Genomic DNA, 26,210 nt, shown 5'->3' on the forward strand with positions numbered 1-26,210 from the left:
CCGGGAGCCACCGGCCGGGGCGTAGGTGATCCGGAGCGATCAACGCCGAAGGAAACGGCCCCGGTCGCACCTGATGTGCGACCGGGGCCGGTTCGGAAGGTCGGATCTCAGCGGGCCGGGAGGATCGTCCCGGTGACCTCGCCCAACGCGACAGTGGTGCCGTCCGGGCCGGGCGCGGTGGCGGTGATCGTCACCGTGTCGCCGTCCTCCAGGAACGTCCGCTCGCTGCCGTCCGCGAACTTGACCGGCTCGGATCCGCCCCAGGTCAGCTCCAGGAACGACCCGACCTGGCCGCGCTCCGGACCGGAGACGGTGCCGGAGGCGTAGAGGTCGCCGGTACGCAGCGACGCGCCGTTGACGGTGAGGTGCGCGAGCTGCTGCGCCGGGGTCCAGTACATGCCGGCGAACGGCGGCTCGGCGACCCGCTCGCCGTTCCACTCGACCGACAGCGTCAGGTCCAGCCCGAGGCGCGGGGTGTCGCGCAGGTAGTCCTGCACCGGCGGGTCCTGGTCGGGCGCGGGCACGAACGCGTCGGCCAGCGCCTCCAGCGGCGTCACCCAGGCCGCGACGGAGGTGGCGAACGACTTGCCGAGGAACGGTCCGAGCGGCTGGTACTCCCACGCCTGGATGTCCCGGGCCGACCAGTCGTTGACGAGCACCACGCCGAAGACGTGGTCGGCGAAGTCGGCCACCGGCACCCGCTCGCCGAGCCGGCTCGGCACGCCCACCACGAAGCCCACCTCGGCCTCGATGTCCAGCCGGACCGAGGCACCGGTGGTCGGGCCCTGCGCGCTGGCCCGCTGACCGGTCGGGCGGATCACCGGGGTGCCGGAGACGACCACGGTGCCGGCCCGGCCGTGATAGCCGATCGGCACGTGCTTCCAGTTCGGCAGCAGCGGCGGCTGGCCGGGCCGGAAGATCTGCCCGACGTTCGAGGCGTGGTGCTCGGAGGAGTAGAAGTCGACGTAGTCGGCCACCTCGAACGGCAGCGCCATCTCGACCTCGCGCAGCGGCACCAGCAGCGGCTCGACCGCCGCCCGGTGCTCCGGCTCGGTGAGCAGCTCGACGATCCGCTGCCGGACCGCCGTCCACTGCGGGCGGCCGAGCGCCATGAAGGCGTTGAGCGTCGGCCGGCCGAGCGCGCCGCCGGCCAGCACCAGACCGGCGGCCTCCGCGCCGGCCAGGTCCAGCGCGAAGTCACCGATGCGGACGCCGACGCGCGGCTCGCCCTCGCCGTGCCGGAACACGCCGTACGGCAGGTTCGTCACCCCGTACGGCGACCCTGCCACACCCGGAACCCAGCTCATGCGGTGCCGACCGGGCATGCCCTCACGGCCCTCGCTCCGCTCGGTGCGTTCGCTCATGCCTCGTAGCCTCCGTTCACCAGCCCCAGCCGGATCAGATCGGTAAGTGGTTCGGCGATGCTGCACGAGCCGTACCCGACCCAGAGCGGGCGCTCGGCGTCGCGGTGCGCCCGGGCCGGCTCGACCACGCGTACCGGGTCGGTGGCCGCGAGCAGCTCGGCCACGCCGTCCACCTCGGTGCCCCCGACGGCGGCGAGCGTGGCGCCCAGCACGTTGACGAAACCGTGGTGGTTGAAGCCGGTCTCCGGGTCGCGGTGCCGGATCGCGTGGTGCAGCCCGGCGGTGAGCTTGAACGGCAGCTTACGGTCCCGGCACGCGCAGATCACCGCGGCCAGCTCGACCGGGGTGGGGAACAGTTCGGCGGCGAGCCCGCCGGTGCGGAACTTGGCGGCCACCGGCAGCCCGGCGGCGCGTGCCTCGGCGAGCGTATCGAGCGCGCCCATCAGGCCGAAGGTCAGCGGGATCTCCGCGTACACGGCGGTGCCGTCGAGCCGGCCGGCGAGCGTCATCAGCTCGGACAGCCCGGGTTGCGGGTCCTCGCCGCGCTTGGCGACCGGCGCTTCGATCTGCCGGGCGCTCACCCCGTCGGGCGCGAGCGCGTCCAGCGCCTGCGGGAGCTGGTCCAGGCCGGTGTCACCGATCAGCCCGATCACCAGGCCCTCGGCCGGGTCCACCAGGCCGCTCAGCGATCCGCGCTGGATCTCCGAGGCGGGCAGCAGCAGTGGGCCGACCATGTCGGCGTACCAGGCCGTGCGGTGGGTGCGGTGCGCGGTCACCGCGTCGGGCAGCGGGGCGTTGCCGGGCGGGAAGACCGCGGCGTCGTCCACCAGGCCGGAGAGGAGGCGGGGCACCTGCGTTGACACGAGACAAGAATGTACGGGACGCTACGAGGAACGGACAACAGCGTCCGATTATCGGACGCCACCGGCCGGAGAACGGGACATATCGGGAGGCGAGATGCCGTACTACCGCAGCGTCGGCGACGTGCCGCGCAAGCGCCACACCCAGTTCCGCCAGCCCGACGGCACGCTCTACGCGGAGGAACTGGTCGGCCAGGAGGGCTTCTCCTCCGACTCGTCGCTGCTCTACCACCGGCACGCGCCGACCGCGATCCTCGCCGCCGAGGAGTACGCCCCGCCCACCGTCACCCGCGTGCCGAACCTGCCGCTCAAGCCGCGCCACCTGCGCACCCACAAGCTCGACGGCACCGGCGCGGACCCGGTGCTCGGCCGGCAGTACCTGCTCGCCAACGACGACGTACGCATCGCGTACGTGCTCGCCGACCGGCCGTCGCCGCTGTTCCGCGACGCCACCGGCGACCACTGCCTCTACCTGGAGGCCGGGTCGATGCGGGTCGAGTCACCGTTCGGCGTGCTCGACGCGGTCGCCGGCGACTACGTCGTCATCCCCACCTCGACCATCCACCGCCTGGTGCCCACCGGCGACGAGCCGACCCGGCTGCTCGCCGTCGAGGCGTCCGGCCACATCGGGCCGCCCAAGCGCTACCTCTCCGTACGCGGGCAGTTCCTGGAGCACGCGCCCTACTGCGAGCGCGACGTCCGCGGACCGGACACCCCGCTGCTCGTCGACGGCGAAGAGGTCGAGGTCCTGGTGCGGCACCGGCGCGGTTGGACGAGGTACGTCTACGCGAACCACCCGTTCGACGTGGTGGGCTGGGACGGGCACATGTACCCGTGGGCGTTCTCCATCCACGACTTCGAGCCGATCACCGGGCGGATCCACCAGCCGCCGCCGGTCCACCAGACGTTCCAGGGCCCGAACTTCGTGATCTGCTCGTTCGTGCCGCGCAAGGTGGACTACCACCCGGCCGCCATCCCGGTGCCGTACAACCACCACAACGTCGACTCCGACGAGATGCTGTTCTACACCGGCGGCAACTACGAGGCCCGGCGCGGCTCCGGCATCGAGCAGGGCTCGATCTCGCTGCACCCGTCCGGCTTCACGCACGGCCCGCAGCCGGGCGCGGCCGAGCGGTCGATCGGTGCGGAGTTCTTCGACGAGCTGGCGGTCATGGTGGACACGTTCCGCCCGCTCGACCTCTGCGACGCCGCCGCCCACTGCGAGGACGACGGCTACGCCTGGACCTGGGCGCGCAAGTCCTGACGTACGCGAGAAGGGCCGCGCCCGGCACGGACGCGGCCCCTTCGCACGCGGTCGTCAGAACGTGGACGCGTCGATGACGAAGCGGTAGCGCACGTCGGAGGCGAGCACCCGCTCGTACGCCTCGTTGATCTTCTCGGCCGGGATCACCTCGATCTCGGCGCCCAGCCCGTGCTCGGCGCAGAAGTCGAGCATCTCCTGGGTCTCCGCGATGCCGCCGATGTTCGACCCGGCGAACGAGCGACGAGCCGGGATCAGCGAGAACGCGTGCACCGACAGCGGATCCTCCGGGGCGCCCACGTTGACGAGCGTCCCGTCCACCGCGAGCAGCCGCAGGTACGCGTCCATGTCGAGGGTCGCGCTCACCGTGTTGATGATCAGGTCGAACGAGCCGGCCAGCTCGCGGAACGTCTCCTCGTCGGAGGTCGCGTAGTAGTGGTCGGCGCCGAGCCGCAGCCCGTCCTCCCGCTTCTTCAGCGACTGGGACAGCACCGTCACCTCGGCGCCCATCGCGTGGGCCAGCTTCACGGCCATGTGGCCGAGACCGCCCATGCCGATCACCGCCACCCGGCGGCCCGGCCCGGCGTTCCAGTGCCGCAGCGGCGAGTACGTGGTGATTCCGGCGCAGAGCAGCGGCGCTGCGGCGTCCAGCTCGATGCCGTCCGGGATGCGCAGCACGAAGTCCTCGGTGACCACGATGGCCTGCGAGTAGCCGCCCTGGGTCGGCTTGCCGTCCCGCCCCACCCCGCCGTACGTGCCGGTGCTGCCCTTCAGGCAGTACTGCTCCAGGCCCTTGCGGCAGTTGTCGCACTCCCGGCAGGAGTCGACGAGGCAGCCGACGCCGACCCGGTCGCCGACGGCGAACTTCGTGACCGCGGAGCCGACCTCACGCACCATGCCCGCGATCTCGTGACCCACCACGATCGGGTAGCGGGTCGGACCCCACTCGCTGCGCGCGGTGTGGATGTCGGAGTGGCAGATGCCGGAGAACCTGATGTCGATGAGAACGTCGTCCGGTCCGAGATCGCGCCGCTCGATGGTGGTCGGGGCGAGCGGTTCGGTCGCGGACGTCGCCGCGTAGGCGTTGACGGTGAGCACTGATTCCCGCTTCCTTCAGCCGGTGTTTCCGGTCCTCCTACCCTCTCACCGGCGAGCGAACGCGGTGAATCCGGCCACCACCGACGCGGTGATCGCCCCGACCAGCGGCAACGGGCCGCCGACCAGCGCGTACACGAGCAGCAGCACCACCGCGGCGGCGGCCGCGTAGACCGGCACGACCAGGCCGCGTGACATCGCCTCCCGCAGGCCGGGCCGCCACGTAGCCGGGCGCCGCAGCAGCACCGCCGTCCCGGCCACCGCCAGCACCGCGAGCAGCCGGGAGGCGCCGGACGAGGCCGGGGCCAGCGCGGCGACCAGCACGCTCGCGAGCAGCGACCAGCCGGCCACCGACAGCAGGAGCCGCCGGATGCCGTCGTCCACGGTCCGCGCCGGGTCGGGACGCGCCACCGGCAGGTCCGCCAGCGCGGTCAGGTGTTCCAGCGTCTCGGCGTACCGGCGGCGTTCCAGCCGGGCCACGCCGACGTCCTGCCCCGCGTCGCCCAGCTCCGGGTCCAGCCGCAGCGCCTCCCGGTAGGCCCGCTCGGCCAGGTCGAACAGCTGCAACCGCACCGCGACCAGGCCGAGCACCAGGTGCGCCTCCGGCTCGTCCTGGGCCAGCTCCACCCCGCGCCACGCCGCGTCCAGCGCCGCCTGCCCGTTGCGCGACGCGGAGAGGATGGCGGCGGCACTGCGCTGCGCGTACGCGTCGCCCGGCGCACGCGCCACGATCTCGTCGGCGGTGGCGGCGGCGGGCTTCCAGCGTTCGAGGTCGAGGAGCGCGAACCCGCGCGCCACGAGTGCCGGCACGGCCTCCCCGGCGGCAGGCGGCACGGCGCCAGGCATGTCGCTGGTGGACATCTCCGCGACCGGCGTCCCGACGGCGGGCGGTTCAGGGACGGACGGGCCGCCTGCGGCGGCCACTGCGGCCTCGGCGACGGCGAGCGCCTCGGATGGCCGGTCGGCGGCCAGGTGCATCCGGGCCAGCATGGTCAACGCGGGCACGTGCGCCGGTTCGGTCGCGATCAGCGCGGTGAGTTCGCCGATCCCCTCGTCGTAGCGCCCCAGCTCGGCGAGCAGGTGGGCGCGTTGCAGGTAACCGTCGGCGGCGGACTGGTCGGGGGCGGCGTCACTCGGCATCCCGGCGAGCGTATCCGCCCGGACCCACCGCGCGCCGAGGGTGCCCGGCGTCAGGCACTCCGGCAGGACGCGCCCGCACGGCCGCCGCACGTGCCCAGGCTGCACCACCGGCGCAGCCCGCTCTCGTCCAGGAACAGCCACCCGCACCGCCGGTCCGGGCAGACCCGCACCGTGAACCGGGCCGGATCGGCGAGCAGCTGCGCGCCGCTGAACGCGGCGGCGTGCACCGGCAGCCGCAGCCCGGCCGCCAGGTCCGGCCACCACCTGCCGCGTCCGTCCGCCTCGCGCCGGAAGACGAGCGTACGGGCGGCGGCCTCGGCGGCCCGCGCGACGGTCTCGAAGGCCGGGCCGTCGTCCGGGTCGACCAGGCTGGCGTAGAGCGCGGCGCGGAGCGTACGGGCCTCGTCGAGCACCGCCTCCGCCGCGGCCGGGTCGCGGCGCGCGAGGTGCAGCAGGCGGTTCGTGGAGACCTCGTCCACCAGCCCGACGTGGCCGGCCCAGACGACGAGGGTGCGGTAGCCGCGCAGCCACTCGGCGCCGGGCAACGGCGGCTCGTGCCCCCACCCGGCGAGCGTGTTGCAGAAGTCCAGGGCCGGGTGGCCGCCCACGCTCCACGGCAGGCTCTCGTCGCCGACCCGGATCTCGTGCATCGGCCGGGCGACCCGGTCCAGCCGGTCGTCGCCCGCGAGCACCCGGCGCTGCACCTCCCGGAGGCGGGGCCCCGGCTCGACGCCGAAGTCGGCCGCGAGCAGGTCCCGGGTGGCGCGGTAGAGGCGCAGCGCGTCGGCCCGCCGGTCGCCCCGGTAGAGGGCGGTCATCAGGACCGCCACGAGGTGCTCCCGCGTCGGGTGCTGGGCGGCCAGTGGCATCAGGTCGGCGATCGCGCGGGTGTGCCGGCCCAGCGCGAGCTGTGCCTCGGCCCGTAGTTCCACGGCGACGAGGCGAAGTTCCTCGACCGTGCCGTGCAGCCGGTCCCGCAGCTCGTCGTCCGCCGCGTCGGCGAGCAACGGCCCGCGCCAGAGGGCGAGCGCCCGGTCGAGCGACCGCACCCGCTCGGCGGGATCGACGGTCCGCCCGGCCGCCCGGACCAGGTCGGCGAACTCGTCGACGTCGACCCGGTGCCCGTCCTCCTCCACCGCGTAGCCCTCGCCCCGGGTGCTGATCCGCACCCCGTACGGGTTGAGCGAGCCCCGCAGCCGCCCGATGTACGTCTGCACCGCACTGCGGGCCGTGGGCGGCGGCCGGCCGTTCCAGAGCAGGTCGATGAGGCGGTCGGTCGGCACCACCCGGCCCACGTCGAGCAGCAGCACCCCGAGCAGGCAACGCTCCTGGCGCCGGCTGCCGACCTCGACCGGCCGGCCGTCGTGGCGGGCCTCGAACGGCCCGAGCAGGCGGAACTCCATACCGAACAGGACGACCCGGTGCCGACCCGGGGTTGTCGCCCGACGGTGATCGCGTGGTGAGGAACCCGGCCGGCCGGATCCGCCCGCGCGACGCCTGCCACGCGACGCGGTGAGCCGGTGGTGAGCGGGCCCGGCGATGCTCGCCGCCCGGACCAGCGAGGGATGGAGTGGAACATGCGGTTCAGGATGAGTATCGCGGTGGCGAGCGTCGTGGCGGCGGTGGTCGCGGCCCTACCAGGGCCGGCGTCCGCCGCGCCGGAGCGGCATCCCGCCCCGGGTGCCTGGGAACCGGCGCCCCAGGCGCCGTTCGAGATGCCCGCCGGCGCGCGATGCGAGTTCGCGGTACGGGTCGAGCCGATCGTGGACGAGGTACGGAAGCTGACGATCGAGACCTACCCGGACGGCACGCCGAAGCGGGAGTTGTTCACCGGCGCTCTGATCAACCGGGTGACGAACCTGGAGACCGGCGCCACCTCGACGGCGGACGCGAGCGGCACCGCCCTCGTCGTCTACCGCACCGACGGCTCGATGACCTGGTACGTGACCGGGCCGGTGCTGCTCGGCTTCCGGGAGAACGCCGGCACGCTGCCGAAGGGGCTGTGGATCGTCGACGGCCAGTTCCGGGTGGAGTTCTCCCCCACCTTCGACAAGACGATCACGATGCTCCACGGCACTACTCACAACGTCTGCACCGACGTCGACTGATCGGGTGACGCGGTGACCGGCGTCCCCGGTCACCGCGTCAGCCGGCCGGGGCCGCGTAGATCAGGGCCACCGCGATCCCGGCCAGCCCCTCCCCGCGCCCGGTGAAGCCCAGCCCGTCGGTGGTGGCGGCGGAGACGGTCACCGGCGCACCCACCGCCTCGGAGAGCACCCGCTGTGCCTCCTCCCGGCGCGGCCCGATCTTGGGGCGGTTGCCGACGACCTGCACCGAGACGTTGCCGATCTGGAAGCCCGCCGCCCGCACCCGGCGTGCGCTCTCGGTCAGCAGCGCCACCCCGGAGGCGCCGGCCCACTCCGGCTGGTCCACGCCGAAGTTCGCGCCCAGGTCACCGAGACCGGCGGCGGAGAGCAGGGCGTTGCAGGCGGCGTGCGCCGCCACGTCGGCGTCGGAGTGACCGGCCAGGCCGTCCTGGTCCGGCCAGTGCAGGCCCGCGACCCAGCAGGGCCGCCCGGCCGCGAACGCGTGCACGTCGGTGCCGACAGCCACCCGAGGAACGATCATGACCAGAGGGTACGCGTCGCGCCTTGACGGCGGCCCCGGCTGTGGTTAGCTTTGGTTGTTGTACGCCCCAGTGTCGCCTCTGCCTCGTGCAAGCGCCTGGGGCTCTTTCTTTGCCGTCGGCGCGGCGGACGATCTCGCGCGCTCGTCACGCTTAGCATCCATCCCGTGACGCAGCACCCCCATGCTCGAACGGTGCACCACTGGATCTCGCCCGGCAGGTTCCACCCCTATCTGGCTGCCGCCGGTGGCGACGAAAGCAAAGCCTGCGAGTTGTACGAGTGGAGCGTCGCGCTGACAGGCGCGTCGTTCGAGGCGTTCCACTACGTCGAGGTCGTCACCCGCAACGCGATTGATCGGGAGATGAGAGCGCACCTCAACGAGCCGGACTGCGGCATCCCGTGGTTCCTCCTCGAGGTCAGCGGTAAGCGCCACGTGCAGGACGGGATCGACCGGAACGTCGCCGAGGTCCGCGCGCGCTTGCGTCGAGACCATTCCCGGAAAGAACCCGCGACCAAATCATCGCGGGCTTGAGTTTCGGCTTCTGGGTCTCGATGTTGGGCTCGGAGCACGAGCAACTGTGGCGGGACGCCCTGCACCTTGCCTTCCCATACTCGTCCGGCAAGCGCCACGACGTCGCCAGCGCGATGAACGCTCTCCGGGTGTTCCGCAACCGGCTTGCCCATCATGATTCGCTCCTCGCCACCGACGTGCCGTTCCGCCTCAGTCAGATGATCGACGTCGTCGAGTGGGCCGACCCGGATGCCGCCCGCTGGCTCAGGAAGATCGAGCGGGTGACCGGGGTACACCGACTGCGCCCAGCCGCCCGCAACGACACGGTCGTGGTCCCCGCCAAGAATGCATGGGGGCTCTACCAGTCGGCGCGCGCGTACGTCTGTCAGGCGGGCAGGTCATTTCAATCTGTGGATCATCTGGCCTTCTACTCGCAGCGCCAGATCCTTCCGGAGGTGCCCAAGATCCTCTTTCGGCTCGACAACGTCGATTGGACGGTCGGCGAGGTGAACCGGCTCCGAGCGACGGGCGAACGGCGCGACGCACTCCTCGCCGACATCATCGAGGTCAGCCGGAAGCACGGGTGGACCGAGGGGCGTTATCAGGTGTTCGGACTCACGGCGCCGGGATCGGCCGGCCACCTGACGCTGCCGACGCCGATCCCGCACCACGGCCGAGGCAGGGGTAGCGCCTTCACACAAGGCCAGCGGTATGTCGTCCGAGACCGCCTCCGCCGGGCCAGATCCACCGCCGACCTGTGAGGCGGCGCGTCAGGCGCCTGTGGTCAGGAGGTGTTCGGCGAGGGCCAGGTCGAACGGGCGGGTGATCTTCAGGGCCAGCTCGGAGCCGGGTACGCACGTCACCGGGATTCCCTGCTTCTCGACCAGGCCGGCGTCGTCGGTCAGCGCGTCACCCGCCGACCGGTGGGCCGCGATCAGCACCGACCGGCGGAAGCCCTGCGGCGTCTGCACCGCCCGCAACGCGGACCTGTCGACGGTGCCGAGCACCCGCTCGGTCGCGTCGACCTCCTTGATCGTGTCGACCACCGGCAGCACCGGGATCACCGCGTCGTGCCCGTCGCGGACCGCCGCGGCCACCGACTCGACCAGGTGGGGCGGCGTGAGCGCGCGGGCCGCGTCGTGCACCAGGACGATCTCCGGACCGGCGGGAACTGCGGCGAGGGCCGCCGCCACCGACTCCTGGCGTTCGGCGCCACCGGGGACCACAGTCACCGGGGCGACGGAGGCGAGCATCGCGCGTACCGCCTCGACCTCGGTCGCCGGCGCGGCCACCACGATCGTGTGCACGGAGGGCGCGGCGGCGATCCGGCGGACCGCGTGTACGAGCAGCGGCTCACCGGCGAGCAGCCGGAGTGCCTTCGGGGCGCCGGGTCCGAGGCGTACCCCGGCACCTGCCGCAGGAACGAGGACCGCGACGTCACCGCGCGGATTGAGCTGCGCGGTCACGTCGCGGTCCTCGGATTCGTTCGCTGCGGGGTGGGTAGAGGCAGAGGCGTGGATCAGGCCTCGGTCAGCACCTTGTCGAGCAGCGTCTCGGCCTCGTCCTTGGTGCTCTTCTCCGCCAGCGCGACCTCGCCGACGAGGATGTCACGGGCCTTGGCGAGCATCCGCTTCTCGCCCGCCGACAGGCCCCGCTCCCGCTCCCGGCGCCACAGGTCGCGGACGACCTCGGCCACCTTCAGCGGGTTACCGGAGGCCAGCTTCTCCAGATTCGCCTTGTAACGCCGCGACCAGTTGGTCGGCTCCTCGGTGTGCGGTGCACGGAGCACGTCGAAGACCTTGCCCAGGCCCTCTTCGCCAACCACTTCGCGCACACCCACGATCTCGGCGTTCTCGGCGGGCACCCGGACCGTCAGGTCACCCTGTGCGACCCTCAGGACGAGGTATTCCCTGGGCTCGCCCTTGATGACCCGAGTCTCGATTGCCTCGATGAGTGCGGCCCCGTGGTGGGGGTAAACAACGGTCTCGCCGACACTGAAAACCATAGGTTCGAAACCCCTTTCGCTGTGTCTAGGGTAACACGCTCGGGCACCGATGTCTCACCGCTGTCCTGATCGTTGGCGCAGCTCAGGGGCCCTGTGAGAGGTATTTCTTCAGCTTGACAGGCGGTCAAACCGATGCTTTCGACACGCTCCGTGAGGAACACGTGACAACCCGGTAAGGGGTGACGGGAGCGTCCAGATCTAGGGCAATGCGCTCCTTCCATGGTAGCTCCGCAACTCCGTCCGCGCCCAGGTGTGGCGTTACGGCGGCCGGTGCGGGACGCTGGTGAGGGACGTGACGTCCGCTCACCGAGACGTTCCTGGGGGTCCGATGGGCGTGCCTGACGCTGACGGCCAGGGGCCGCCGGACGGGCTGCCCGGCCTGCCTCCGGAGTGGGGCCGCGTGGTCGTCCCGGACGACGCCTCGGCGCTCGCCGACGAGGCCCGGCAGGTCCGCCGGGAGCTGCGCCGCGCGCGGCAGGGCTCCGGCCGGCGTGCCGTTCCGGCCCGCCTCGGGCTGCCGGTGCTGATCCTGCTCGTGTCGGTGCTGGTCACGCTCGCCGGGCTGGCCGCCGTCACCTGGCCGCGCACCACCACGCGGTCCGGCGCGCCGACGGTGCTCCCCCGCTCCACCACCGCGCCGCAACCGGTCGGCCCGCTGCCCGCGCTGGACCTGGTCGGCGCGAACGACACGCCGGTACCGGTGCGCAGCCTGCTGCCCGCCATGATCATCCTGGTCGACGCCTGCGCCTGCGCCGAGCAGGTCGGCACCGCGGCGCGCGCCGCGCCCCCCGGCGTCACGGTGGTCACCGTGACCGAGGGCCGCAGCGCCGGACCCGCGAGCGTCCCCGGGGTACGCCCGCTCGGCGACCCGGCTGGCGGCCTGCGCTCCTACCTGCACCTGTCCGCCCATCCCGGCACCGCCGCCGCGCTGCTCGTGGACCGGCAGGGCACGCTGGTCCGGGTGGTGCCGGAGCTGGGCCCGCTGTCGGACTACGGCGCCGACCTGGCCCGGCTGGGCAGCTGACCGGCGACCCGAGAGCGCCGCCTGGGCGGCTGAGCTGCCGGCCCGAGGAGGCGGGAGCCGCCGGCGCCCGGCGCGCGACGGCGGTCAGTAGAGCGCTTCGAGCCGGGCGTCCAGCTCGGCCCGGCCGCGTACGCCGGTGAACCGCACCAGCACCGGTGCGCCGGTGCCGCCCAGCAAGGGCAGCTCCAGTCGCCCGCCGCACCGGAGGAACCGACGCGCGTCGCCGGACCCCGCACCGGAGAGCTGCACGGCGACCGCCCCGTCCCCGGAGCAGCTCACCGTCAGCCGGTAGTCGTCGCCCCGCGAGGGATTCACCTGCCGTACGACGGGCGGCCCGTCCGGCGTCAGGTCGGACGTCTCCCGCCACACCACGTGCGACACCTGGAGCACACGCGAGGTGCCGTCCTCCTCGACCCGGATCACCACCGACCGGTCCGGTGCCGTGGCCGGCGCACGGAGTGCCCGGGGCGTCGGGTCGCGCCCCGGTCGTGCCGGCCAGGCGTCGCCTGTCGACGGGTCGACCCGCCAGGTGCGGGCGATGGGTTCGGCGCTCGTGGGCGGCGCCGGCACGGCAGTGGCCGCACCCGGCTCCGGTGCAGCCGCCCGCCACCAGGCCGCGCCAGCCGCCAGTGCCAGGACGGTCAGGACGGTCAGCGGTACCCGCCCGTCCCGCTCGTCGGAGGCCATGACGGCAGCGTATCCGCGCGGCCCGGGGCGGGGCGAGCCGTCAGCCCACCCGTTCCAGCAGCACCGCGTAGAGCGTCAGGCCCGGTCCGAACGCGAGCATCACCACCCAGCGCGGCGGCGACGGCTCCGTACGCCACAGCCGGTCCAGGATCAGCAGTACGGTCGGGGACGAGCAGTTGCCGTGCTCGGCGAGCGTGCCCCGGGAGGCGGCGAGGCCGTCCGGCGGCAGGGCCAGCTCACGCTCCACCACGTTGAGGATCCGCGGCCCGCCCGGGTGCACCGCCCAGCCGTCCACGTCGGAGCGCTCGCACCCGTGCCGCGCCAGCAGCTCGTCGATCAGCGTCCGCACGTGCCGGGACAGGACCTGCGGCACCTTCGGCGACAGCCCCATCCGGAAACCGGTGTCGGTGACGTCCCAGGTCATGTGGTCGGCGGTGGAGGTGTCGGTGACCGAGGTGACCTCGCGCAGCGCGTACCCCCGGCCGCCGGGGACGACCACGGCGGCGACCGCGGCGTCCGAGAACAGCGCGTGGGAGACGATCTGCTGGGTGTCCACCCGGGCACCCGGCGGCTGGATGTGCAGGCTGGTCAGCTCCGCGCAGAGCAGCAGCGCGGGCCGCCCGCGGGCGGTGACGAAGTCGCTCGCCGCGCCCAGCCCGGGCAGGGCCGCGTAGCAGCCCATGTGCCCGACGAACATGCGCTGGGTGCTCGGCGACATGCCCAGATCCCGGGCGAGCAGGATGTCCAGCCCGGGGGTGGCGTACCCGGTGCAGGAGCAGACGATGAAAAGCCCGATGTCGGAGGCGTCCAGACCGGCGGCGGTGAGTGCCCGGCTGACCGCCTCCTTGCCCAGCGGCAGCGCCTCGACCTGGTAGCGGCGCATCCGGCGCTCGGTCGGCCACTCCGAGACGTCCTCCAGCAGCGGGTTGACCGCCGCCTGCCGCCGGGTGACGCCCGAGTTCGCGAAGATCCGCTCGGCCAGCGCCCTGGTGTTCCCCTGGAAGTGCTTCGCGAAGAAGCCCGTCCACAGTTCGTCCTGCATCGCGGCCGGCGGTTGCGCCGTACCCAGACCCGCGATCACCGGTATGCCCACGTCCCCCACCCCTAGCCCTCCCTCACCTCTCGCACCGACTCCAGGTCACCAACGAGGGAGCGCGCTGTCCCGGTCCGGGTCGCCGCCGAGCGCGGCGATGCCGAGCCAGTCGGCGCACACATCGGACGTGGCCGGATGCAGCGAGCCGCAGCGGGCGTCCCGGTAGAGCCGCTCCAGCGGATGCCCGCGCCGGGTCGCCGACGTACCCGCCGCCTCCAGCATCGAGGCCGCGACCTCGGCGGCGGTGGTGCCGGCGAGCAGCTTGGCCCGCCACACCCAGCGGTTCGTCTCGGCGTCGCCGGGCGCCTCGTCGACCCGGCGGGCCGCCTCGGCGACCACCAGTTCGGCGGCGGCGGTGGCCGCGTCGGCCCGGCCCAGGCGGGCCCGCACCGCGGGCAGGCCGGCGAGGTTACGGGCGTTGAGGTGCTCGGCCGCGGCGTCGATGGCGGCCCGGGCCACGCCGACGTAGACCGCCGCGTAGCTCGCCACCAGCCAGTGCGGCATGAGCTGGGCGACGACCAGGGCCAGCCCTTCGACGCCGCCGAGCAGCCGGTCGGCCGGAACTGTCACGTCCAGGTGCACGTCGTGCGAGGATGTGGCCCGCATGCCGAGCGAGTCCCAGGTGGGCTCGACGGTGATCCCGTCCCCGGCCGGGACCAGGAACTGCGACACCACGGACTGGTCGGCGGCGCTGCGGGCGGCCACCAGGTAGCCGTCCGGGTGGCCGGCGCCGGAGCAGAACGTCTTGCTGCCCTTGATGTGCCAGCCGCCGTCGACTGGCTCGTAGACGGTGCTGAGCTGCGACAACCGGGCGCCGGCGCCGCGTTCGCTCATCGCGACCGCGTACCAGGCGCCGTCCGCCGCCGCGCGCAGCAGCCGGTCCCGTGCCGCCAGCGCCTCGTCCGGTACGCCGAGCGCCTCGGCCAGTTCCTCGGTGACCGCGCCCAGCGCGCCGGTGACCGAGGCGTGCATGTTGAACACCAGCGCGGTCGCGCCGTTGCCCCGGGCCAGTTCGGTGGCGACAGCGGCGTACTCGGCGAAGCTCGCGCCCGTGCCGCCCAGCTCGGGGGGCACCATCAGGCCGAACAGCCCTGCTTCCCGCAGGTCCGCGAAGTCGTCCACGGGGAACGAGCCGTCGCGGTCGTGCGCGGCCGCGCGGGCGGCCAGTCGCGGCGCCAACCGGCGGGCCGCCTCCAGCGCGTGCACAGTCATGTCGCCCCCTTCTCGGCGTCCTTTACCCCGGGCGGCCCCGGCTACCCGCCCCGGCGCCCCCAGCCCTGGTACAGCACCGCGGTCGACCGGGTCGGCACGATGCGCGGTTCGGTCCTGCCCGGACGGTCGGCGCCGCCGCGCATGCGGCGCAGCAGCCAGGCCAGCGTGCCGCCCAGCTGCGGCCGGACCCCGCGCACCGTCAGCGACACGCCGTGCCGGGCGCACTCGGCCACCAGCGCGCGGGCGTCGACGAACAGCCGCGGATCGTGGATGCCGCGCGGCACTGTGGGCAGCCGTTCGCCCAGTTCCACAGCGACCAGCCGGGCCAGCAGCGTGTCGTTGAGCGTGTCCAGCACGAGCAGGCCACCCGGGCGCAGCAGCCGGCACGCCTCGGCGACGGCCCGCCGCCAGTCGGGTACGTGTTCCAGCAGCTCCCCGGCGGACACCACCGCCGCGCAGCCGTCGGCCAGCGGCACCGCCGTGGCGTCGGCCTGGACCACCGTCACACCGTGCGCGGCGGCCTGGTCGAGCGCGGAGCGGGTCAGGTCGACCCCGACGTGGCGGTAGCCCTTCCCGGCCAGATGCGGCGCCAGCAGCCCGGCGCCGCAGCCCAGGTCGACGAGCAGGTCGTCCGGCGTGGACGCCGCTGGTACCAGCACCGCCCGGGCCCGGGCCAGCCAGTGCAGCATCGCGAACGCGCCGTCCGGCCGCCACCACTCGCCGGCCAGGTCGTCGTACTGCCGGGGGTCGTTCGGCGGCAGCACCCGGTACGGAGTGGACACCGGCGACGCGTCGGGCATGCGTCGAGCGTGGCACGACTGCCCGGTAACGACCAGACTTCCCTTATGTCGACACGGGTGTTAGGGCTGGTCAGGGCGAGCCATCCGGAGCCCGCGGCGGCGGTCACAGTGGTCGCCGCGCTGCTCGCCGCCGGTGTCGGGCACTCCGCGGCGGGCGTCGCCGCGGTGGCGTTGACGGTGCTGGCCAGCCAGCTCGCGGTCGGGTGGAGCAACGACCTGATCGACGCCGACCGGGACGCGGCGGTGGGGCGTACCGACAAACCGGTGACCACCGGCGAGGTCGCCCGGCCGGCGCTGGCCCGGGCCACCGCGGTGGCCGCCGTCGCCGTGCCGGTGCTCGCGCTGGCCGGCGGCCCGGCCGCGGCGGCCTGCGCCACGCTGGGCCTGGTCTCCGCGCTGCTCTACAACCGGCCGCTGAAGTCGACGCCGGTGTCGGTGCTGCCCTACGCGGTCTCGTTCGGCGCGCTGCCCGCGTTCGTCGTGCTGGCGCTGCCCGGCTCGCCGGTGCCCCCGGCCTGGCTGGTGGCCGCCGCCGCGCTGCTCGGCGCCGGCGCGCACTTCGCGAACGTGCTGCCGGACCTGGCCGACGACGCCCGGACCGGGGTGCGCGGCCTGCCGCACCGGCTCGGGCCGGTGGGCAGCCGGCTGGCCGCCGCCGGGCTGCTGCTCGCGGCCACCGTCGCGCTGGTCCTCGGCCCGCCCGGGCCGCCGTCGTGGGCCGGCCTGTCGGCGGTCGCCGCCGCCGTGGCCGTGCCGGCTGTCGGCTGGTACGCGGGACGCGCGACCGCCGGACGCTCGGCGACCGCCTTCCGGGCGGTGCTGGTGGTGGCGCTCATCGATGTGGTGCTGCTGGTGACGAGCGGCCGGGTCGTCTGAGCGTTCCCTCCCGAGGTGGTATTGCCGGGTCCGCGTGCGGGCCTCGATCAGCTCCAACTACCCTGGAGCGCGGTCTGCGCGGGTATGGCCACCCCGTGCCCGGTGGTCGACCGGGCGGGGATCGTGACGAGGAGGACCGACGTGACGCGCTCGATCAGGGGTTCCCGGGGGCCGGCCCTGCTGCTGGCCGGCACGGCGGCGGCGAGCCTGCTGCTGTCCGGGTGCGGCGCCGGGCAGATTTCCGAGACCGCCAACAAGATCCCGTCGGTACAGGGCGTCAACGTCCAGACCTCCGACAACCTCTTCAAGGTGCGCGGCCTCTACGTGCAGTTCCCGGGCCCGAAGGGCTACGAGGCCGGGTCGAACGCGCCGGTCAACGTGGTGATCTACAACGACAGCGAGAAGCCGGTGACCGTGACGGTCACGACCGACAGCGCGCGGGAGATCGTGCTCACCGGTTCCGGCGCGGGCGAGAGCGGCGCGGCCACCCCGACCGGTTCGCCCACCGAGCCGGTCACCACCTCGCCGACCGCGTCCGACCCGAGCGCGTCGCCGAGCCAGTCGCTGGAGGTGACCGGGTCGCCGTCGGCCAGCCCGTCGCCGAGCGAGAGCGAGTCCGCGCCCGCCGGTCAGCCGGCCCGGATCGAGATCCCGGCGCTCAGCTACGCCCAGCTCAACGCCGGCAACCCGCGGTTCCTCCAGCTCATCGGCCTGAACGAGAAGCTGCTCGTCGGCCAGCAGGTCAACCTGACCTTCGACTTCGGCGACGGCAAGGTCGTCAAGACCCCGGCGCCGATCGGCATCCCGCTGACCCCGGAGGCCACGCCGTCGAAGATCGTGAACCCGCGTGAGCACGCCGGTGAGGACGGCGGCGCCGAGGGCGGCCACTGACCTCTCCCTCCTTCCGTCGGCACCGCCGCCGTGGCCAGCGCCACGCCGGCGGTGTCGCCGTTTCGGGTGGGCTTTCGTCGTACGGGCCGGTTAGCGTCCGGTGGTGACCTCGCCCCGATCGACCCCCTCCCGTGCCGGCGCCGGCCGCGGTCGCGCCGCCACCCGCGAACCCCGCCCGGCCTACGAGTGCGACGCCTGCGGCCACCAGCCCCCGAAGTGGGTGGGCCGGTGCCCCGAGTGCGGCGAGTGGGGTTCGGTGGTCGAGTGCACCGTCACCGGCCCGCTGGTCTCCGGCCGGGTGGTCAGCTCGCGGATGCCGGCCGAGCCGGCCCGGCCGATCGCCACGATCAGCGCCGCGCCCGCCCGGGCCCGTCCCACAGGTGTCAGCGAGCTCGACCGGGTGCTCGGCGGCGGCCTGGTCCCCGGCGCTGTGGTGCTGCTCGCCGGTGAGCCCGGCGTGGGCAAGTCGACGCTGCTGCTCGACGTGGCCCAGCAGTGGGCGGCCGGGGCCGGGAGCCCGTCGCTCGTGGTCAGCGGCGAGGAGTCGGTCAGTCAGGTGCGGCTGCGCGCCGAGCGGATGGGCGCCCTGCACGACCAGCTCTACCTGGCCGCCGAGAGCGACCTGTCGGCGGTGCTCGGCCACCTCGACGCGGTCAAGCCGGGCTTGCTGGTGCTCGACTCGGTGCAGACCATCTCGACCACCGGCACCGAGGGCGTGCCGGGCGGCGTCACCCAGGTCCGCGCGGTCACCGCCGCCCTCGTCGCGGTCGCGAAGGAGCGCGGCATCGCCACCGTGCTGGTCGGGCACGTCACCAAGGACGGCCAGGTGGCCGGCCCCCGGGTGCTGGAGCACCTGGTCGACGTGGTGCTGCACTTCGAGGGCGACAAGCACTCCTCACTGCGCATGGTGCGCGGCGTGAAGAACCGCTTCGGCGCGGCCGACGAGGTGGGCTGCTTCGAGATGCACGAGGGCGGCATCAGCAGCCTGGCCGACCCGTCCGGCCTGTTCCTGACCCGCTACTCCGAGCCGGTGCCGGGCACCTGCGTGACGGTGGCGATGGAGGGGCGCCGGGCGCTGGTGACCGAGGTGCAGGCGCTGATCGGGGCCACCGTGGCCGGCTCGCCGCGACGTACCGTCTCCGGCCTCGACAGCGCCCGGCTCGCGATGGTCCTCGCGGTGCTCCAGCGCCGCACCGAGCGGCTCACGCTGCACGACCGGGAGGTCTTCGCCGCCACCGTCGGCGGCATCCGGGTGGTGGAGCCGGCGGCCGACCTGGCGGTGGCGCTCGCTGTCGCCTCCGGCGGGCTCAACCTGGCGCTCAACCCGCACCTGGTGGCGATCGGCGAGGTGGGCCTCACCGGCGAAGTCCGCCGCGTCGGCGCGGTACCCCGGCGGCTGGCCGAGGCCGCCCGGCTCGGCTTCCGGCTGGCCCTCGTGCCACCCGGGTGCGGGCCGGAGAGCAGCGGCGCCGGGCCGGAGCACATGCGCGTGATCGAGGTCACTGACGTACGTGCCGCCCTCCAGGCGGCCGCGCGCGCGTCGGCGGAGTGACACGGTGGGATCCGCCGGGCGTTTCCGGGCAGGCCACGCAGGCCGCACCGACCCGCCCGAGCCGGGCATCGTGACACATCACAGTAACCACGAGAGCACCCACCGCATGGCAGTCCGTAGACTGTGCCCGTGCCGATCGACCGCGATGCCACAAAGCCCGCAACGGCGACGCCGCACGCCCGTACCGGCGCCGTGACCGGCAACCCCGCTCGTGCCATCAGCGTGAGCGTCAACGGAAGCGTCGGCGGCGGGGCCGGCGCAGATCCGCTGCGCGCCAACCTCGCCCTGATGGCTCCGGGCACCGCCCTGCGGGACGGCCTGGAGCGGATCCTGCGCGGCCGCACCGGCGCGCTGATCGTGCTCGGCTACGACAAGGTGGTCGAGCAGATCTGCACCGGCGGCTTCCCGATGGACGTGGAGTTCTCCGCCACCCGGGTCCGGGAGCTGTGCAAGATGGACGGCGCGGTGGTGCTCTCCAGCGACGGCACCCGGATCGTGCAGGCCGGCGTGCACCTGATGCCCGACCCGTCCATCCCCACCGAGGAGTCCGGCACCCGGCACCGCACCGCCGAGCGGGTGGCCCGACAGACCGGCTACCCGGTCATCTCGGTCAGCCAGTCGATGCGGATCATCAGCCTCTACGTCAACGGGCAGCGGCACGTGCTGGACGACTCGGCGGCCATCCTGTCCCGTGCCAACCAGGCGCTCGCCACGCTGGAGCGCTACAAGCTGCGGCTGGACGAGGTCTCCGGCACGCTCTCCGCGCTGGAGATCGAGGATCTGGTCACCGTCCGCGACGCGGTGGCGGTGGTGCAGCGGCTGGAGATGGTCCGCCGGATCGCCGACGAGATCGCCGGCTACGTGGTGGAGCTGGGCACCGACGGCCGCCTGCTGGCCCTTCAGCTCGACGAGCTGATGGCCGGCGTGGACGCCGACCGCACCCTGGTCATCCGCGACTACCTGCCGACCGGCCGCAAGTCGCGCACACTCGACGAGGCGCTCGTCGAACTCGACCTGCTCAGCGCCACCGAACTCATCGACCTCGTGGCGGTGGCGAAGGCGATCGGCTACCCGTCCGCCTCCGACGCGCTCGACGCGGCGGTCAGCCCGCGCGGGTTCCGCCTGCTGGCCAAGGTGCCCCGGCTGCCTGTCGCCGTGGTCGACCGGCTGGTGGTGCACTTCGGCAGCCTCCAGCGGCTGCTCGGCGCGACTGTGGAAGACCTCCAGGCGGTCGAGGGCGTGGGCGACGCCCGCGCCCGCGGCGTCCGCGAGGGCCTGTCCCGGCTCGCCGAGGCGAGCATCCTCGAACGCTACGTCTGACCGACCGCTCAGCCGGTGACGGTCAGCTTCACCGGCTCGCTGATCTTGGTGCCGACGCGGGCGAACACCTGGTACGCGCCGATCGCGGCGAAGTCACCGTTCGCCAGCCCGTTCGCGCACTTGTTGTCCAGCCGGCCGTTCCAGCCCAGCTCGTAGGAGCGCTCGAAGTTCGGCGTGAACGACTGCACGTCCGAGCCCGTCCCGGTGCCGCAGGTGTCCGACGACCAGATCTTCTCCGCGCCCGACTTGACGTACAGCTCCTGGAGGTCGGCGCCGACGTTGCGGCTGCACGTACGGTTCGACACGTTCTTGACCTTCAGGCGCAGCGTGACCACAGTGCCCCGCTGGGCGGTGGCGGGGACCGCCACCGGGGTCACCAGCAACTCGGAGTCGGTGCAGGTGCCGTCGTCGGAGACCGGCTGACCGGTCGCGCCGCCGTTGCCGGTGCCGCCCCCGTCGTTCGCACCCCCGCCGGTGTTCCCGCCGCCGTCGCCGGTACCGCCCGGTCCGGTGCCGCCGCCGTTGTTCGCGCCACCGCCGCCGGCGTCACCCGCCGTCGGTGACGGGCTGCCCGACTGCGGGGTCAGCACCGAGCCGGACGGGTCGGGCTGCGCCCCGGCGGAACCGGTCGGCGACGGGTCAGTGCCCGGCGCGCCGGTGTTGCGGTCCGTACCGGTGCACGAATACAACAGGACAATCAGGAAGAGCAGCCCCGCTCCGAGCACGACGGCACGACGCCGCCAGTACACGGCAGGGGGCAGGGGGCCGACCGTCAGACGCATGATGCGCCTACCGTAGCCGCGCGGCGCACGGCTCGCCGGTCCGACGCGCCGAGGACCCGTCGCCGTACGACCACGGCCATCCACACTGGATTCCGGCCGCCACCGTCAGAGGTAGACCTTGCGCTGGTAGATCGCGTGCGCGCCGGCCACCCGGTCGAGGAAGAGCAGCCCGGCGCAGTGGTCGATCTCGTGCTGGAGCGCCCGCGCCTCGAAGCCGTCGGTCACCAGCCGGACCGGCTCGCCGCTGCCGGGAAGCGCGCCCTCGACCACCAGGCGGCTGGCCCGCTTCACGTCGCCGGTCAGATCCGGCACCGACATGCAGCCCTCCCGCCCGGCCTTCCACCGGGACGCCTCCACCACGCGCGCGTTGCACAGCACGAACGTGCCGTGCACGGTGACCGCCTTCGGATGCCCCGTCACGTCCACCGCGAACACCTGCGCGCTCACCCCGACCTGCGGCGCGGCCAGTCCCACGCATCCGGGCGAGACGCGCATCGTGGCCACCAGGTCGGCGGCCAGCCGCACCACCTCGGCAGACGTCGGGTCGACCTCCGGGCCCGGTCGGCTCAGCACCGGCTCCGGGGCGGTGACCACCGGACGTACCGCGCCGGGGACGCCGAGCTTCTCCGGGGTCCAGCCGCCCAGGCCCGCGTACTCCGGCCCGGTCACAGCAGATCCGTGTCCGCCGGGCGGAGGCTGACCCCCACGCCCAGCTCCGCGGCGACCCGGGTGAGCCGGCCGGCCACCTCGTCCGACACGCCCGGCGGCAGTTCGACCTCGGCGACCACCACATACAGCGAACCGGTGAGCCGGGTGCTCAGGTCGGTCACGTTCCCGCCCGCGTCGGTCAGCACCCGGGTCATCGCCGCGACGATGCCCATCCGGTCGGCACCGTGCACCGCGAGCACGTACGGCTCGCCAGTGGGCTCGCTGCCGCCGTCGGGCGTCACCTCGCGTACGGTCGCCAGCAGGTGCCCGTCGGCGGCGAGCGGGGCCAGCGCGGCCTCGACGTCGGCGGCGGCCGGGCCCACGCAGATCAGGGTCATCGCGAAGTGTCCCCGCAGCCGGGTCATCGTCGAGTCGGTGAGGTTCGCGCCGAGCCGGGCGAGGACCTCCGCGACGTCGGCCACGATGCCCGGCCGGTCCCGGCCGATGACGGTGATCGCGAGCTCGTTCATTCGGACATTCTGCCCCGTCGTCCATGATCGATCGCGACCGGCCACCCGGCCCGCCCAACCTGCGGGAAAGGCAGCCGTGACATGATCGGCGACGCGATGTCCGATCCCACATTCGCCACCCAGGTCAGCCGGTGGTACGAGCGCAACGCCCGCGACCTGCCCTGGCGCAAGCCGGGCATCGGCGCCTGGGCGATCCTGGTCAGCGAGGTCATGCTCCAGCAGACCCCCGTGGTCCGCGTGGTGCCCGCCTGGGAGGCGTGGCTGACCCGCTGGCCCGAGCCGCGCGCGCTCGCCGAGGACACCCCGGCCGAGGCGATCCGGATGTGGGGACGGCTCGGCTACCCCCGCCGGGCGGTACGCCTGCGCGAGTGCGCGGTGGCGATCGTGGAACGCCACGGCGGCGTGGTGCCCGACCGGCTCGACCAGTTGCTGGCACTACCCGGCGTCGGCACGTACACGGCCCGCGCGGTCGCCGCGTTCGCGTACGGGCAGCGGCACCCGGTGGTCGACACCAACGTCCGGCGCGTGGTGTGCCGGGCGATCGCCGGCGAACCCGACGCCGGCCCCACCACCCGCCCCGCCGACCTGGTCGCCACCGAGGAACTGCTGCCGACCGAGCCGGCCGCCGCCGCGCTCGCCAGCGCCGCGTTCATGGAACTCGGCGCCGTCGTCTGCACCGCCCGCGCGCCCCGGTGCGCGATCTGCCCGGTCGAGTCGAGCTGCGCCTGGCGGGCCTCCGGCCAGGCCGCCCCGGTGGGGCCGACCCGCCGGCCGCAGCGCTACGCCGGCACCGACCGGCAGGTACGCGGACTGCTGCTCGCGGTGCTGCGGGAGTCCACCGGCCCGGTGCCGCACCAGCGGCTGGACCAGGTCTGGCACGACGACGTGCAGCGGGCGCGAGCGCTGGCCGGCCTGGTGACCGACGGCCTGGTGGAACCGGTGGGCGATGAGTCCTTCCGCCTGGCCGGCGACGGCCCCGCCGTCCCCCTCCCCTGACCTCTCGGCACCCTCCGCGCTCCGACGCCGCCTCCGCCCCGCCCTCGGCTCGCCCTCGCCCTCGCCTCGCCTCGCCTCGTTGATCATGAAGTTAGCGGCGACAAATAGGGCGCCAAGTACGGTCACCCTCATGATCGACCAGGGCAACGGCGGGCGGGGCGGGAAGGACCGTCGGGGGCGGCGCGGGCAGGGCTGGGGCGTGAGGGCGGCGGCGGCAAGGCCAGCGATGGGCATGGGAAAGGCGACGGCCCCGGTGGCTTTCGCCTACCGGGGCCGTCGCCCTCGAACTGTGCGGACTTACGCGGCGTCGTCAGCGCCGGTGGCGGCGGTGCCGCCGAGGTCCGCCGGGACCGCGTCCGGCACGGCGTCCGGCCGGTCCGCGCCCCGGAAGACGAGCTTGGACTTGTCGATGTCCTCCGGGTCGCCCTCGCAGTCCACGACCACGATCTGACCCGGGGTCAGCTCGTTGAACAGGATCCGCTCGGACAGGTTGTCCTCGATGTCGCGCTGGATCGTGCGACGCAGCGGCCGCGCGCCCAGCACCGGGTCGAAGCCCTTCTTCGCGAGGTACTTCTTCGCGTTGTCGGTCAGCTCCAGACCCATGTCCTTGTTCCGCAGCTGGGTCTCGATCCGGGCGATCATGATGTCGACGATCGACAGGATCTCCAGCTGACGCAGCTGGTGGAAGACGATGGTGTCGTCGATCCGGTTCAGGAACTCGGGCCGGAAGTGCTGCTTGAGCTCGTCGTTGACCTTCTGCTTCATCCGGTCGTAGTTCGACTCGGAGTCCTCAGAGGCCTGGAAGCCCAGCGAGACCGCCTTGGCGACGTCGCGCGTACCGAGGTTGGTGGTCAGGATGATGACCGTGTTCTTGAAGTCCACGATCCGGCCCTGGCCGTCGGTGAGGCGCCCGTCCTCCAGGATCTGGAGGAGCGTGTTGAACACGTCCGGGTGGGCCTTCTCGATCTCGTCGAAGAGGACCACCGAGAACGGCCGGCGACGCACCTTCTCGGTCAGCTGCCCGCCCTCGTCGTAGCCGACGTAGCCGGGAGGGGCACCGACGAGCCGGGACACCGTGTACCGGTCGTGGAACTCCGACATGTCGAGCTGGATGAGGGCGTCCTCGCTGCCGAACAGGAACTCGGCGAGCGCCTTGGACAGCTCGGTCTTACCGACGCCGGACGGGCCGGCGAAGATGAACGAGCCGGACGGGCGCTTCGGGTCCTTCAGGCCGGCCCGGGTACGCCGGATCGCCTTCGAGACCGCCTTGACCGCGTCCTCCTGGCCGATGACGCGCTTGTGCAGCTCGTCCTCCATGCGCAGCAGGCGCGAGGTCTCCTCCTCGGTCAGCTTGTAGACCGGGATGCCGGTCCAGTTGCCGAGCACCTCGGCGATCTGCTCGTCGTCGACCTCGCTGACGACGTCCAGGTCACCGGCCTTCCACTCCTTCTCCCGCTGCGCCTTCTGGCCCAGCAGCTGCTTCTCGGTGTCACGCAGCTGCGCGGCCCGCTCGAAGTCCTGCGCGTCGATCGCGGACTCCTTGTCGCGGCGCACCTGGGCGATGCGCTCGTCGAAGTCGCGCAGGTCCGGCGGCGCGGTCATCCGGCGGATCCGCATCCGGGCGCCCGCCTCGTCGATCAGGTCGATCGCCTTGTCCGGCAGGAACCGGTCGGAGATGTACCGGTCGGCGAGCGTCGCGGCGGCGACCAGGGCGGCGTCGGTGATGGAGACGCGGTGGTGCGCCTCGTAGCGGTCCCGCAGGCCCTTGAGGATCTCGATGGTGTGGGCCAGCGACGGCTCACCCACCTGGATCGGCTGGAAACGACGCTCCAGAGCGGCGTCCTTCTCCAGGTGCTTGCGGTACTCGTCGAGCGTGGTGGCGCCGATGGTCTGCAGCTCACCACGGGCCAGCATCGGCTTGAGGATGCTGGCGGCGTCGATCGCACCCTCGGCCGCGCCCGCACCGACGAGCGTGTGGATCTCGTCGATGAACAGGATGATGTCGCCGCGGGTGCGGATCTCCTTGAGCACCTTCTTCAGGCGCTCCTCGAAGTCACCGCGGTAGCGGGAACCGGCGACCAGGGCACCGAGGTCGAGCGTGTAGAGCTGCTTGTCCTTCAGCGTCTCGGGCACCTCGCCCTTGATGATCTTCTGGGACAGGCCCTCCACCACGGCGGTCTTGCCGACGCCGGGCTCGCCGATCAGCACCGGGTTGTTCTTGGTGCGGCGGGACAGCACCTGCATGACCCGCTCGATCTCCTTCTCGCGCCCGATGACCGGGTCGAGCTTGCCCTCGCGGGCGGCCTGGGTCAGGTTGCGGCCGAACTGGTCCAGCACGAGGCTGGTCGACGGCGCGGCCTCACCCGGCGCGGCACCGGCGGCGGCCGGCTCCTTGCCCTGGTAGCCGGAGAGCAGCTGGATGACCTGCTGGCGGACCCGGTTCAGGTCGGCGCCCAGCTTCACCAGGACCTGGGCGGCGACGCCCTCGCCCTCGCGGATCAGGCCGAGCAGGATGTGCTCGGTGCCGATGTAGTTGTGGCCGAGCTGCAGCGCCTCGCGCAGCGACAGCTCCAGCACCTTCTTGGCCCGCGGCGTGAACGGGATGTGCCCGCTCGGCGCCTGCTGGCCCTGGCCGATGATCTCCTCGACCTGCTGACGCACGCCCTCCAGGGAGATGCCGAGGCTCTCCAGGGCCTTTGCCGCGACACCCTCACCCTCGTGGATCAGGCCCAGCAGGATGTGTTCCGTACCGATGTAGTTGTGGTTGAGCATCCGGGCCTCTTCTTGGGCCAGGACGACAACCCGTCGCGCTCGGTCGGTGAACCGCTCGAACATGCCCTCGTGCTCCTCACGTGCCGTGCGCCTTGATGGTCAGATCTCGGCGGGGCCGGTGCGCGGACGTCCGGGACGGGCGTCCGTGCCTCCTTACTCTATCG

The 26,210-nt window shown here is 73.2% G+C and carries 26 protein-coding genes; 10 read left to right on the forward strand and 16 right to left on the reverse strand.

Annotated elements, in window-relative coordinates; all coding sequences use genetic code 11:
• Positions 1-107: 107 nt before the first annotated feature.
• Both fahA and CLT75_RS22290 read right to left on the reverse strand, forming a co-directional pair.
• The gene (fahA, locus tag CLT75_RS22285) at positions 108-1,307 is read right to left on the reverse strand and encodes a fumarylacetoacetase (RefSeq protein WP_135244094.1); all 1,200 of its coding nucleotides are present in this window, start codon (positions 1,305-1,307) and stop codon (positions 108-110) included.
• Between the two features lie 53 nt (positions 1,308-1,360).
• Positions 1,361-2,227 carry a hypothetical protein gene (locus tag CLT75_RS22290; protein WP_167796942.1) on the reverse strand — a complete coding sequence of 289 codons (867 nt, stop codon included), beginning with the start codon at positions 2,225-2,227 and terminating at the stop codon, positions 1,361-1,363.
• Positions 2,228-2,321: 94 nt separating this feature from the next.
• Here CLT75_RS22290 and CLT75_RS22295 point away from each other — a divergent pair, with 94 nt between their 5' ends.
• The gene (locus tag CLT75_RS22295; protein ID WP_135242309.1) at positions 2,322-3,488 is read left to right on the forward strand and encodes a homogentisate 1,2-dioxygenase domain-containing protein; all 1,167 of its coding nucleotides are present in this window, start codon (positions 2,322-2,324) and stop codon (positions 3,486-3,488) included.
• Positions 3,489-3,542: 54 nt separating this feature from the next.
• Here CLT75_RS22295 and CLT75_RS22300 read toward each other — a convergent pair whose 3' ends face one another.
• Genes CLT75_RS22300 through CLT75_RS22310 form a run of 3 tightly spaced genes read right to left on the reverse strand, consistent with a single transcriptional unit; the run spans position 3,543 to position 7,123 of the window.
• A complete protein-coding gene (locus tag CLT75_RS22300) occupies positions 3,543-4,583 on the reverse strand; it encodes an NAD(P)-dependent alcohol dehydrogenase (protein ID WP_135242310.1) in 1,041 nt (346 codons plus the stop codon).
• 45 nt (positions 4,584-4,628) lie between these two features.
• Positions 4,629-5,720 carry a tetratricopeptide repeat protein gene (locus CLT75_RS22305; RefSeq protein ID WP_135242311.1) on the reverse strand — a complete coding sequence of 364 codons (1,092 nt, stop codon included), beginning with the start codon at positions 5,718-5,720 and terminating at the stop codon, positions 4,629-4,631.
• Between the two features lie 50 nt (positions 5,721-5,770).
• Positions 5,771-7,123, reverse strand: coding sequence for a BTAD domain-containing putative transcriptional regulator (locus tag CLT75_RS22310; protein ID WP_135242312.1), 1,353 nt, complete (start codon positions 7,121-7,123; stop codon positions 5,771-5,773).
• A gap of 174 nt (positions 7,124-7,297) precedes the next feature.
• Between CLT75_RS22310 and CLT75_RS22315 the strand changes: the two genes are divergently transcribed.
• Positions 7,298-7,828 (forward strand): hypothetical protein, encoded by a 531-nt coding sequence (locus CLT75_RS22315; RefSeq protein ID WP_135242313.1) that lies wholly within the window; start codon positions 7,298-7,300, stop codon positions 7,826-7,828.
• Positions 7,829-7,865: 37 nt separating this feature from the next.
• Here the strand turns inward: CLT75_RS22315 and ispF are convergent, their stop codons facing one another.
• Positions 7,866-8,348: a 2-C-methyl-D-erythritol 2,4-cyclodiphosphate synthase gene (gene ispF / locus CLT75_RS22320; RefSeq protein WP_135242314.1), complete on the reverse strand. Its 483-nt coding sequence runs from the start codon at positions 8,346-8,348 to the stop codon at positions 7,866-7,868.
• A 165-nt stretch (positions 8,349-8,513) separates the two neighbouring features.
• Between ispF and CLT75_RS22325 the strand changes: the two genes are divergently transcribed.
• On the forward strand, positions 8,514-8,879 hold the full coding sequence (locus tag CLT75_RS22325) for a hypothetical protein (protein ID WP_135242315.1): 366 nt from the start codon (positions 8,514-8,516) through the stop codon (positions 8,877-8,879).
• Entirely contained in the window at positions 8,876-9,619 is a 744-nt protein-coding gene (locus CLT75_RS22330) for a hypothetical protein (protein ID WP_135242316.1), read from the forward strand. Before CLT75_RS22325 ends, CLT75_RS22330 begins: the two co-directional genes overlap by 4 nt.
• A 9-nt stretch (positions 9,620-9,628) precedes the next feature.
• Here CLT75_RS22330 and ispD read toward each other — a convergent pair whose 3' ends face one another.
• Positions 9,629-10,324 carry a 2-C-methyl-D-erythritol 4-phosphate cytidylyltransferase gene (gene ispD / locus CLT75_RS22335; RefSeq protein WP_135242317.1) on the reverse strand — a complete coding sequence of 232 codons (696 nt, stop codon included), beginning with the start codon at positions 10,322-10,324 and terminating at the stop codon, positions 9,629-9,631.
• 53 nt (positions 10,325-10,377) lie between these two features.
• Positions 10,378-10,863: a CarD family transcriptional regulator gene (locus tag CLT75_RS22340; protein ID WP_013288937.1), complete on the reverse strand. Its 486-nt coding sequence runs from the start codon at positions 10,861-10,863 to the stop codon at positions 10,378-10,380.
• Positions 10,864-11,191: 328 nt separating this feature from the next.
• Here CLT75_RS22340 and CLT75_RS22345 point away from each other — a divergent pair, with 328 nt between their 5' ends.
• The gene (locus CLT75_RS22345; protein ID WP_135242318.1) at positions 11,192-11,887 is read left to right on the forward strand and encodes a hypothetical protein; all 696 of its coding nucleotides are present in this window, start codon (positions 11,192-11,194) and stop codon (positions 11,885-11,887) included.
• An 84-nt stretch (positions 11,888-11,971) separates the two neighbouring features.
• Here the strand turns inward: CLT75_RS22345 and CLT75_RS22350 are convergent, their stop codons facing one another.
• The 4 genes from CLT75_RS22350 to CLT75_RS22365 are packed head-to-tail and all read right to left on the reverse strand — an operon-like array spanning position 11,972 to position 15,679.
• Positions 11,972-12,574, reverse strand: a complete 603-nt coding sequence (locus CLT75_RS22350; protein ID WP_135242319.1) for a hypothetical protein — start codon at positions 12,572-12,574, stop codon at positions 11,972-11,974.
• A 40-nt stretch (positions 12,575-12,614) separates the two neighbouring features.
• Positions 12,615-13,667, reverse strand: coding sequence for a type III polyketide synthase (locus tag CLT75_RS22355; protein WP_041799370.1), 1,053 nt, complete (start codon positions 13,665-13,667; stop codon positions 12,615-12,617).
• Positions 13,668-13,712: 45 nt separating this feature from the next.
• Positions 13,713-14,879, reverse strand: coding sequence for an acyl-CoA dehydrogenase family protein (locus CLT75_RS22360; RefSeq protein ID WP_135242320.1), 1,167 nt, complete (start codon positions 14,877-14,879; stop codon positions 13,713-13,715).
• 41 nt (positions 14,880-14,920) lie between these two features.
• Entirely contained in the window at positions 14,921-15,679 is a 759-nt protein-coding gene (locus tag CLT75_RS22365) for a methyltransferase domain-containing protein (RefSeq protein WP_135242321.1), read from the reverse strand.
• A 45-nt stretch (positions 15,680-15,724) separates the two neighbouring features.
• Between CLT75_RS22365 and CLT75_RS22370 the strand changes: the two genes are divergently transcribed.
• The 4 genes from CLT75_RS22370 (at position 15,725) to disA (ending at position 20,318) form a co-directional block, all read left to right on the forward strand.
• On the forward strand, positions 15,725-16,555 hold the full coding sequence (locus CLT75_RS22370) for a UbiA family prenyltransferase (RefSeq protein ID WP_135242322.1): 831 nt from the start codon (positions 15,725-15,727) through the stop codon (positions 16,553-16,555).
• A gap of 141 nt (positions 16,556-16,696) precedes the next feature.
• Positions 16,697-17,446, forward strand: coding sequence for a hypothetical protein (locus CLT75_RS22375; RefSeq protein ID WP_135242323.1), 750 nt, complete (start codon positions 16,697-16,699; stop codon positions 17,444-17,446).
• Between the two features lie 100 nt (positions 17,447-17,546).
• Positions 17,547-18,998, forward strand: coding sequence for a DNA repair protein RadA (gene radA, locus CLT75_RS22380; RefSeq protein ID WP_486485246.1), 1,452 nt, complete (start codon positions 17,547-17,549; stop codon positions 18,996-18,998).
• Positions 18,999-19,127: 129 nt separating this feature from the next.
• Entirely contained in the window at positions 19,128-20,318 is a 1,191-nt protein-coding gene (gene disA, locus CLT75_RS22385) for a DNA integrity scanning diadenylate cyclase DisA (RefSeq protein ID WP_135242325.1), read from the forward strand.
• Between the two features lie 8 nt (positions 20,319-20,326).
• On the opposite strand, the gene CLT75_RS22390 is transcribed toward disA, so the two are convergent.
• The 3 genes from CLT75_RS22390 to CLT75_RS22400 form a co-directional block, all read right to left on the reverse strand.
• The gene (locus CLT75_RS22390; protein ID WP_135242326.1) at positions 20,327-21,100 is read right to left on the reverse strand and encodes a hypothetical protein; all 774 of its coding nucleotides are present in this window, start codon (positions 21,098-21,100) and stop codon (positions 20,327-20,329) included.
• Positions 21,101-21,205: 105 nt separating this feature from the next.
• Positions 21,206-21,769, reverse strand: coding sequence for a peptide deformylase (locus CLT75_RS22395; RefSeq protein ID WP_091047297.1), 564 nt, complete (start codon positions 21,767-21,769; stop codon positions 21,206-21,208).
• Positions 21,766-22,278 (reverse strand): glycine cleavage system transcriptional repressor, encoded by a 513-nt coding sequence (locus tag CLT75_RS22400; RefSeq protein WP_135242327.1) that lies wholly within the window; start codon positions 22,276-22,278, stop codon positions 21,766-21,768. The genes CLT75_RS22395 and CLT75_RS22400 overlap by 4 nt, the downstream gene beginning before the upstream one ends.
• A 96-nt stretch (positions 22,279-22,374) precedes the next feature.
• Here CLT75_RS22400 and CLT75_RS22405 point away from each other — a divergent pair, with 96 nt between their 5' ends.
• Positions 22,375-23,274 carry an HhH-GPD family protein gene (locus CLT75_RS22405; RefSeq protein ID WP_135242328.1) on the forward strand — a complete coding sequence of 300 codons (900 nt, stop codon included), beginning with the start codon at positions 22,375-22,377 and terminating at the stop codon, positions 23,272-23,274.
• Between the two features lie 297 nt (positions 23,275-23,571).
• Here the strand turns inward: CLT75_RS22405 and CLT75_RS22410 are convergent, their stop codons facing one another.
• The gene (locus tag CLT75_RS22410; protein ID WP_013288951.1) at positions 23,572-26,109 is read right to left on the reverse strand and encodes an ATP-dependent Clp protease ATP-binding subunit; all 2,538 of its coding nucleotides are present in this window, start codon (positions 26,107-26,109) and stop codon (positions 23,572-23,574) included.
• Between the last annotated feature and the right edge of the window lie 101 nt (positions 26,110-26,210).

The sequence above is a fragment of the Micromonospora sp. CNZ285 genome, assembly GCF_004637285.1.

Coding starts and splice junctions, on each gene's coding strand:
- fahA (WP_135244094.1), bottom strand. CDS start 1,307: ATGAGCTGGGTTCCGGGTGTGGCAGGGTCGCCGTACGGGGTGACGAAC.
- CLT75_RS22295 (WP_135242309.1), top strand. CDS start 2,322: ATGCCGTACTACCGCAGCGTCGGCGACGTGCCGCGCAAGCGCCACACC.
- CLT75_RS22305 (WP_135242311.1), bottom strand. CDS start 5,720: ATGCCGAGTGACGCCGCCCCCGACCAGTCCGCCGCCGACGGTTACCTG.
- CLT75_RS22310 (WP_135242312.1), bottom strand. CDS start 7,123: ATGGAGTTCCGCCTGCTCGGGCCGTTCGAGGCCCGCCACGACGGCCGG.
- CLT75_RS22315 (WP_135242313.1), top strand. CDS start 7,298: ATGCGGTTCAGGATGAGTATCGCGGTGGCGAGCGTCGTGGCGGCGGTG.
- ispF (WP_135242314.1), bottom strand. CDS start 8,348: ATGATCGTTCCTCGGGTGGCTGTCGGCACCGACGTGCACGCGTTCGCG.
- CLT75_RS22340 (WP_013288937.1), bottom strand. CDS start 10,863: ATGGTTTTCAGTGTCGGCGAGACCGTTGTTTACCCCCACCACGGGGCC.
- CLT75_RS22345 (WP_135242318.1), top strand. CDS start 11,192: ATGGGCGTGCCTGACGCTGACGGCCAGGGGCCGCCGGACGGGCTGCCC.
- CLT75_RS22350 (WP_135242319.1), bottom strand. CDS start 12,574: ATGGCCTCCGACGAGCGGGACGGGCGGGTACCGCTGACCGTCCTGACC.
- CLT75_RS22360 (WP_135242320.1), bottom strand. CDS start 14,879: ATGACTGTGCACGCGCTGGAGGCGGCCCGCCGGTTGGCGCCGCGACTG.
- CLT75_RS22365 (WP_135242321.1), bottom strand. CDS start 15,679: ATGCCCGACGCGTCGCCGGTGTCCACTCCGTACCGGGTGCTGCCGCCG.
- CLT75_RS22370 (WP_135242322.1), top strand. CDS start 15,725: ATGTCGACACGGGTGTTAGGGCTGGTCAGGGCGAGCCATCCGGAGCCC.
- CLT75_RS22390 (WP_135242326.1), bottom strand. CDS start 21,100: ATGCGTCTGACGGTCGGCCCCCTGCCCCCTGCCGTGTACTGGCGGCGT.
- CLT75_RS22400 (WP_135242327.1), bottom strand. CDS start 22,278: ATGAACGAGCTCGCGATCACCGTCATCGGCCGGGACCGGCCGGGCATC.
- CLT75_RS22405 (WP_135242328.1), top strand. CDS start 22,375: ATGTCCGATCCCACATTCGCCACCCAGGTCAGCCGGTGGTACGAGCGC.
- CLT75_RS22410 (WP_013288951.1), bottom strand. CDS start 26,109: ATGTTCGAGCGGTTCACCGACCGAGCGCGACGGGTTGTCGTCCTGGCC.